This window comes from Sphingomonas sp. (genome assembly GCF_042091075.1).
Lineage (GTDB): Bacteria > Pseudomonadota > Alphaproteobacteria > Sphingomonadales > Sphingomonadaceae > Sphingomonas.
The window spans coordinates 1-7632 of record NZ_JBELIE010000153.1 but is presented as its reverse complement, the minus strand read 5'-3'; the positions used below and the strand labels follow the sequence as shown (position 1 = coordinate 7632).

Genomic DNA, 7632 nt, shown 5'->3' with positions numbered 1-7632 from the left:
GTGAAACCGGTGGTCGGCGCGCCGGCCTGACGGGGGCGGCGGCGGGGCGATATCCCGCCCCGCCGCCACACCTTGCCTTACATCGCGCTCAGCGTATCGATATGATGCTGCACTACCGGCGCCACAGTCGTGGCGACGGTTTTCAGCGGCGCGGCGGTGCCGTCGCTGGCATAGCGTTGATGGAGCGCCAGCGCCTGCTGATGCGCGCGCTTTTGCTGCGCCACATATTCGCTGTCGCGCGCGGCGCCCTTTGCGGCGCGCAGCTGCGCGATCATCTGCGCCTGCGGCGGTGTCAGTTTTGCCGGAGCGACGCGCACACCGGCGCGCAGGGCGGCCGCCTTCACCTGCGCGGTGCTCTTCGCATGGTCGCGCAGCATCTCCTGCGCGAACGAACGCAGCTTCGGGTTGCCGGTCGATTGCAGCACGATCTGGCTCGATTCCCGCTCGTAGAGATCGCCGGCGCCCGCCTCGGCGACATATTGCGAGGCGGTCATCGTCTGCGCGAGCGCCGGAGCAATGCCGACCAGCGTGATCGTGGCAAGACCCATCAGGGGAAACAACGTCCGCATCCTCTTTCTCCCATCATCAGGAACTGTCCGATGAACAGAGAGAAACCAGCGTTGTTCCAGATATTTAGCCTGGGTTGATCGAGGTTGGTCAGGTAACCGGCCAGACAAACAGGATCAGCGGCGTTCCCAGCGCCAGGACGATCAGCGACAATGGCGCACCCAGCCGCGCATAATCGCCGAAGCGATAGCCGCCCGGCCCCAGCACCAACGTGTTGCACTGGTGCCCGATCGGCGTGAGGAAATCGCACCCCGCGCCGACCGCGGTGGCCATCAGGAACGCCTCCGGTCGGTAACCAAGATCACCGGCGAACTGCGCCGCGATCGGCGCCATAACCAGCACGGTCGCGGCATTGTTGAGGAACGGCGTCACCGCCATCGCCGCCGCCAGGATCAGCGCCACCGCGCCCCATGGCGGCAGCGTCGCGGCGACCGACGCCAGCCAAGTCGCGATCACATCCGACGCGCCGGTGGTGCGCAACGAATCCGATACCGGGATCAGCGCGCCGAGCATGATCAGGATCGGCCATTCGATGTGATTATACGCCTCGCGGATCGGCAGCGCGCCGAGCGCAATCATCATCCCCGCCGCCGCGAAGAAGGCGACCGCCACCGGCACCAGCCCCAGCGCGGTGGCAAGCATCGCGATGCTGAGGATGGCCACCGGCAACAGGCTGCGGCGGTTCGATCCCAGCCGCAGGTCGCGCTCGGCCAGCGGCAGGCAGCCCAGCACGCGCAGCTTTTCGGGCAGTGTGTCCAGCGCGCCCTGCAGGACGACGACGTCCCCGGCGCGAAGATCGATATTGGCCAACCGGCGCGACAGTCGCTCGCCCCGCCGCGAGATCGCGATCAGGTTGACGCCAAAACGCGCCTGCAAATCGAGCCGCCCGGCGGTTTGCCCCTCCAGATGCGACCCTACGTTGATGACCGCCTCGATCACGCCTACTTCGCGATCCGGGCGATCCTTCTTGTCCTTCTTCTCCTGCGCCTTCTCGCGATGCTCGCCTTCCAGCGTCAGCCGATCGCCGGCGATGACGCGCTCCAAGGCGTCGGGCTCTCCGCCCAGGATCAGCGTATCGCCCTCACGCAGCACGGTCGTTTCGTCAGGTACACTGCGCATGCCGGCGCGGACCATGCGGGTGATCGTCACTTCGTGATCGTGCCGGTCCAGGAAGGCGGTCACCTCCTCGTCGACCGCGGGCGACCCCTCGGGCACGATCACCTCGGTGATATAGCCGGTGATATCCAGCGCTTCCGCCATGGTCGGCGCGGCCCGTCGGTCGCGCGGGATCAGGCGATAGGCGAAGCGAAGGTAAATCAGGCCGATCACCAGCAGCCCCAGCCCCACCGGGGTATAGTCGAACATGCCGAACGGCTCGCCGGTCATCTGCTCGCGCGAACGGCTGACGATAATATTGGGCGATGTGCCGACCAGCGTCATCAATCCGCCAAGCAACGACGCGAACGACATCGGCATCAGGAACACCGACGGGCTGGCGTCATTCTTCTTCGCCATCTGGAAAGCAGCGGGCATCAGCATCGCCAGTGCGCCGATATTCTTGACCAGCGCCGAGGCGACGCCGACCGATCCGGTCAGCACCAGCAGCTGCGATCGTACCGAGGTCACGCGGCGCGACACGCTGCGCAACGCACGCTCGACCACGCCGGAGCGCTGCACCGCCGCCGAGATCACCAGCGCGGACCCGACGATGATGACGATGTCATCGGAAAAGCCCTTGAATGCGGCTTCGGGCGCGACGATGCCAAGCGCCAGACTGGCCAGCAGGGCGATGATCGCGACCAGATCGTAGCGGAAACGACCCCAGATGAAGAGCGCCATCATCCCGATCAGGGTGACGATCGAGAGGATTTGCGGCGTGGTCATCAGCCTGATGTCAACCGCGCGGGCCGGGCGGCGGTTCCGCGCGGATCCCCCGGATTGACGCGGATCATCCGGTTTGATGACGTTCGGTCACGCCTGGGGACCGGGAATGGGGCCCGGCCGCAGGCGTCGGTGCCTATCGCGACAGATCCGTGAACAGCGAGCGGTAATAGGCGATTCCCGGCGCGATATTGTCGATCGGCGTGCGCTCGTTCAGGCCGTGGCTGAATTCGTCCGATTCCTTGATGAACATCGGGCTGGCACCGTAGCTGGGCACGTGGTGATAGCGAAACCACATGCTGTCGCTCGCTCCCGCCGACATGCTGGGAAAGACCGGCACGCCGGGGCGCGTCGCGGCCATCGCCTTGGTGACCGCAGCGACGAAATCCGGCCGCAGCGGCGAGGCGTCATTGGCGACCGACCCCTCGGTCACGTCGCGGATCGTCATACCCGGCTCGGCAGCCACCTGCTGCAGCGTCGCCATCACGTCGGCGGGTTTCACCCCCGGAAAGATGCGGCAGTTGATATTGGCGGTCGCGCGCTGCGGCAGCGCGTTCAGCGCGTGGCCACCCGATACCATCGTCGCGACACAGGTGGTGCCGATCTGCCCCACATAGGCCGGATCAGCCGCCAGCACCGCTATCGCCTTCTCGTCCCGCGGATTGGCGGCGAAGGCACGCATCGCGGCCGCAAGCGCGCCGCTCTTCTGCTTGGCGGCCTCGACGAAGAAGGTTTTCGTCAGGTCGGACAGTTGCGGCGGGAAGCGGTAATTGCCGATCCGCACCAGTGCGGCGGACAATTGGTTGATCGCATTCTGGGGCCGTGGCGCCGAGGAGTGACCGCCCGGGTTGGTGACGGTCAGTTCGAAATCGGCATAGGTCTTCTCCGCCCCGTTCCAGGTGAAGAATTGCGGGCGCCCGTCCTCGCCCAGCCGACCGCCGCCGCCATCGATATTGATGACCATCTCGGCATTCTTCAGCTGGTCGGCGATCATCGCGCTTGTCTTCATGCGCGTTTCCTCGTCGCCGGAAAATGCCAGCACGATGTCACGACGCGGGCGATAGCCGGCGCGCTTCATGTCGATCAACGCCGCCATCGCGATCGCGGCATCGAACTTCATATCGGTCGCGCCACGCCCGTAGAGAAAGCCGTTCTCCACCACCGGCGTGAACGGATCACGTTGCCAATCGGCGGCCTTGGCCTCCACCACGTCGATGTGACCAGACACCACCAGTGGCTTCGCGGTACGATCGCTACCCGGCCAGCGGGCGATCAGATACGCGGTATCGTCGACCGGCGTGATCGTCACTTCGTCCCGCGCGAAACCGCCGGCGACCAGCACCGAGGTGAGATAGGCGGCGAGTTGCGGCGTCTGATTGCCGGGGCCCGCCACGCTGCGAAAGGCGATCGCGCGCTTCGCGACGTCCAGCGCCTGCGCTTCGGCGGCGCCGCTCGCCGGCGCGGCGATCGCCGGCAGCGGCAGAAGCGCCATCAGCGTGCCCGCCGCCATCATTCGCAAGCCCGCCTGTCGCATCGTCCGATCCCCTTCGATAGTCGGAGAGGAGCGTATCGACTGGCCACCACAAGGCAAGCGCGGCGCGCGCCCTGCCCTGTTATTGTCGGTTAGAAATAAGAGGTTGTGGAACCTGGCCGAAAGGGCGACCGTCCGATTAAAACAGAACCACCGCCAGCACGATCGTTGCCGCCCAGGCGAGAATTCCGCCGCCAATCAGGATCGCTACCCGCACCGGCCCCGGAAAACGGGTCACCTCGGGCAGTTCGTCAGCGTACAGATCGTCGCTCGCGATCGGATCATAGGCGATCGGGAATGGAATGAGCGCCTGCCGCCCCGCCAGTGCGAGGCTAAGTTCCTGCGGCGACAGGGGCGAGACGAACTCGCAGCCCAGTTCGCCGCCGTCAGTCACTCGGACGACTCGCGCCGCCCGCGCCCCGACCCCACTGAGCCCCAGTGTGACCTGCGATCCGACCGGCAGCGCCACCGCCGCAGGGATGCGGAAGCCCGATGCCGACAGGTCGGTAACCAGCACGTCGTGCGGAGTCCGCGCGGGACCACGAAGCGTGCCGTCAATCTCGACCGAGCGACGTTCCGCCCCACGGACGTCGTCACTGTAGAGTTGGGCAACCCATGCCATCCGTTGGTCCTTTTCGCGTCGCTTCTCCGACAACGCTTACGCTCCTTAGGGTTGATAGCGGGTAAACACCGTCATCACCCGTTCATCTAGCGCAGAACGCCGCAGTCTTCGAGCGCTTTTGTTTGTTATAATCCACAAGGTGCCGATGGGTCACAGATGGCGTTTGCCCAGCTTCCGCGCGAGCGTCCGGCGATGCATGCCCAACCGGCGCGCCGCTTCGGAGACGTTGAACCCGCAATCCGCCAGCGTTTGATGGATATGTTCCATTTCCAGGGTGCGCAGGGAGGTGGTGGACGAGACCAGCTCGACACTCGCATCCCCCTCGGTGGTGGCCTGGAACGCCGCCTCGATATCGTCGGAATTGGCGGGTTTGCTCAGGTAGTTGGTGGCGCCCAGCTTTACCGCCTCGACCGCGGTGGCGATGCTGGCAAAGCCAGTCAGCACCACGATCCGCATCGCGGGATCGGCCGCGTGCAGCCGCTCGACGCAGGTCAGCCCCGACGCATGCCCCAGCCGCAGGTCGACCACCGCATGATCCGGCCGCAGCGCGGCGATCGTCTCATCCAGCTCGGCGGGCCCGTGGATCGCCGCGACGCGATAGCCGCGCCGTTCGAACGACCGCGCCAGCGTGCGCGCGAACACCGCATCGTCCTCGATGATGATCAACCGCTTCGAATCCATCACAGCTCCTCCGCGATTGACACCGCCTCGAGCGGCAGGACCAGCATCACCTCCCCTCCGCCGGCGGTGCGGTTCCGCGCGGTCAGCGATCCGCCCAGCGTGCGCAGCACATTGGTGGCGAGGAACAGCCCCAGCCCGGCCCCGCGTCGCGACTTGGTGCTGACATAGGGCTTGCCGATCCCATCCAGGATATCGGGCGCGAAGCCGCGACCGTCGTCACGCACGGACAGCACCAGTCGGTCGCCATCCAGCGCGGCGACCAGCGCGATCGACGACGCCCCCGCCTCCGCCGCATTGTCGAACAAATTGGTGATCGTCTGCGCCAGCGCCTTGTCGGCAACGATCCGCGGATCGGTCGGCGGCAGATGATCGTAGCTTGCCTCGATTCCCGATTTCTCCCGCCAGACGTCGACGATCCCGGACAGGAACGTGCGCAGCGACGTCCGCACCGGCGCGTGGCCACGCACCTCGCCGGACGCCAGCAGGATCTGCGACAGGATATCCTTGCAGCGCGCCACCTCGGCCATCATGTCCTCAAGGTCGGCGCGAAGCGCGGGATGTGAGGATATTTCGGCGTCGTGGCGCCAATCGCCCAGCATCACCGCGATCGAGCTGAGCGGCGTGCCCAGCTCATGCGCCGCGCCGCTGGCGAGCAGGCCCATCCGGACGATATGCTCCTCCTCCGCCGCGCGCTGCCGCAGTGCCGCGAGCCGCGCATCATGCTGCGACAGATTGCGCACCATCCGCGTGACGAATAAGACCAGCAGCGACGCCGCCAACGTCAGGTTGAACCAGCTGCCGGCGATATAAGGCGTCGACAGCCGCGACGCCCATTCGATCGGCAGCGCGAACGGCGGCGCCGCCCATGCAAGCCATGCGACCAGCGCGCTGGTGAGCGCCACCAGCGCCCAGCTGGACCAGGCCGGCAGCAACACCGCCGCGACCACCACCTGCAACAGATACAGCGTCACGAATGGATTGCTGACGCCGCCGCTAAGGTACAGCTGGATGGTCAGGCAGGCGACATCGATCAGCAGCATCGCAAACTGATGCACCGCGCCCACGTGCGGCCAGGCGAGCACGATCATGTTCAGTGCTACCAGCGCGGCGAGCGCACCCAGCATCGGCGCCAGCGGCAGATGGATACCGATGACGAAATGCACTGTCAGGATCGTCGCAAGCTGCCCGCCAACCGCCAGCCAGCGGAGCAGCGACAACAATTGCACGTTCCGCCCGGTCGCGTCCTCGGTCTCGGCTAGGTGGAGCGGCGGCCACATGAGGGGTGATGTAGAGCGCGGCGTGGCGAAAGCCCATAAGGCGCGGTGATGCCCGGGGGGAAGATCGCCGACGCGCGCCGCCAAATGGCGCGGTTCAGGCGCCGACGAGCAGTCCTTCCCTGGCGATCTTTTCCTTCCATACCAGCGGCGCGAGCTGGTGGACATTCTGGCCTTCGGAATCGACCGCGACGGTGACGGGAAAATCCTTCACCTCGAATTCGTAGATCGCCTCCATGCCGAGATCCGCGAACCCGACGATCCGGCTGCCGCGGATCGCGCGCGCGACCAGATAGGCCGCGCCCCCGACCGCCATCAGATACGCGCTTTTGTGGTCGCGGATCGCCTCGGTCGCCGCCGGTCCGCGCTCGGCTTTGCCGACCATCGCGAGCAGGCCCTGTTCCAGCATCATGCGCGTGAACTTGTCCATGCGTGTCGCGGTGGTGGGGCCGGCGGGGCCGACCACTTCCTCACCGACCGGATCGACCGGGCCGACATAATAGATCACGCGGCCCCTGAACTCGACCGGCAGTTCCTCGCCCTTGGCCAGCATGTCGGCGATCCGCTTGTGCGCGGCGTCGCGCCCGGTCAGCATCTTGCCGTTGAGCAGCAGCCGGTCGCCCTGTTTCCACGACTGCACCACTTCCGGCGTCAGCGCGTCGAGGTCGACGCGGATCGCCGCCTTGTCAGGCGTCCAGTTGACGTCGGGCCATTCCTCCAGCTTCGGTGCCTCCAGAAACACCGGGCCCGATCCGTCGAGCGTGAAATGGGCGTGGCGGGTGGCGGCGCAATTGGGGATCATCGCCACCGGCTTCGACGCGGCATGCGTCGGCCAGTCCATGATCTTGACGTCGAGGATCGTGGCGAGCCCGCCCAGCCCCTGCGCCCCGATCCCGAGCGCGTTGACCTTGTCGAATATCTCGATCCGCAGCGCCTCCAGATCGTTCTTCGGCCCGCGCGCCTTCAGCTGCGCCATGTCGATCTGGCCCATCAGGCTTTCCTTGGCGAGCAGCACGGCTTTCTCCGCGGTGCCGCCGATGCCGATGCCCAGCATGCCCGGCGGGCACCAGCCCGCG

General features: G+C 66.4%; 7 protein-coding genes. All 7 read right to left on the bottom strand.

Features of this window, described 5'->3' with window-relative positions:
* Positions 1 to 77: 77 nt before the first annotated feature.
* Positions 78 to 569, bottom strand: a complete 492-nt coding sequence (locus tag ACFDSW_RS13500; protein ID WP_375250802.1) for a DUF4142 domain-containing protein — start codon at positions 567 to 569, stop codon at positions 78 to 80.
* A gap of 88 nt (positions 570 to 657) precedes the next feature.
* Positions 658 to 2451, bottom strand: a complete 1794-nt coding sequence (locus ACFDSW_RS13495; RefSeq protein WP_375250801.1) for an SLC13 family permease — start codon at positions 2449 to 2451, stop codon at positions 658 to 660.
* A 133-nt stretch (positions 2452 to 2584) separates the two neighbouring features.
* Complete coding sequence (locus tag ACFDSW_RS13490) at positions 2585 to 3982, bottom strand: M20/M25/M40 family metallo-hydrolase (protein ID WP_375250800.1); 1398 nt, start codon at positions 3980 to 3982, stop codon at positions 2585 to 2587.
* A gap of 136 nt (positions 3983 to 4118) precedes the next feature.
* Complete coding sequence (locus tag ACFDSW_RS13485; protein ID WP_375250799.1) at positions 4119 to 4601, bottom strand: PilZ domain-containing protein; 483 nt, start codon at positions 4599 to 4601, stop codon at positions 4119 to 4121.
* 150 nt (positions 4602 to 4751) lie between these two features.
* Positions 4752 to 5282 (bottom strand): response regulator transcription factor, encoded by a 531-nt coding sequence (locus ACFDSW_RS13480; protein ID WP_375250798.1) that lies wholly within the window; start codon positions 5280 to 5282, stop codon positions 4752 to 4754.
* The gene (locus tag ACFDSW_RS13475) at positions 5282 to 6559 is read right to left on the bottom strand and encodes an ATP-binding protein (RefSeq protein ID WP_375250797.1); all 1278 of its coding nucleotides are present in this window, start codon (positions 6557 to 6559) and stop codon (positions 5282 to 5284) included. The genes ACFDSW_RS13480 and ACFDSW_RS13475 overlap by 1 nt, the downstream gene beginning before the upstream one ends.
* Before the next feature lie 94 nt (positions 6560 to 6653).
* Positions 6654 to 7632 (bottom strand): FumA C-terminus/TtdB family hydratase beta subunit (locus ACFDSW_RS13470; RefSeq protein WP_375250796.1); only part of this gene is annotated, 979 nt, incomplete at its 5' end.